Here is a 665-nt window from a genome sequence, read left to right on the forward strand (position 1 = left end):
GGTGAGGCGGTCGTGGATGGCGGTGATCTTCGCGGCCTCATCGGTCAGGATGAACTCCGCCAGCCCGTCGTCGAGAGCCCGCACCCGGGTTCCTCTCCGGTCCAGGGCGCGCCGGTGCCGTTCGGGGAGGGGTGCCGGGTCGAGGACCCCGGCGAGGCTCTTCGCGAACACCCGCACCTGCCCCGGTGTCGCATCCTCCGCATACGTCACCGCACGCCGCGAGTACTCCTCCACCACCTCGTCGGGGAGTCGTTCCCCGTGTTCGCGGATGATGTCCGCCTGACGACGCGTGATCACCTGACGACACAACGCATCCGCCACGATCGGGAACCGGTCGGTCAGGGCGAGATCCTGCCGCAGCCGGGCTTCGACCTCCCCCGGCGACAGATGCAGTGCGGTGGCGAGTTCGAGGGCGATGGACCGCCACGGGAACCCGTATGCGGACGCGTCCTCGCACCGCGCGGTCTGCGCCTGCGCGACCCGCGCGGCCGCGGCGAACGCCCCCGCTTCCAGACCGTCCAACCGGGCCCGATCGGCACGCAGCTCCAGGATCAGGTCGCGCACGTTCCCGATCGTGCGCACCTCGCCCGGGGTCGCCTCCCACGACGGCCCTCCTGCGAACCTCGGCTTCCGCCCTGACATACACCCATCATCCAAGGCACCAC

General features: G+C 70.8%; 1 protein-coding gene. It reads right to left on the reverse strand.

The window, feature by feature from the left end:
• The coding region (locus ABD998_RS17755; RefSeq protein WP_345442395.1) for a DUF222 domain-containing protein at positions 1 to 642 on the reverse strand (642 nt) is incomplete at its 3' end.
• Positions 643 to 665 lie beyond the last annotated feature (23 nt).

This window comes from Microbacterium gilvum (assembly GCF_039543865.1).
GTDB lineage: Bacteria > Actinomycetota > Actinomycetes > Actinomycetales > Microbacteriaceae > Microbacterium > Microbacterium gilvum.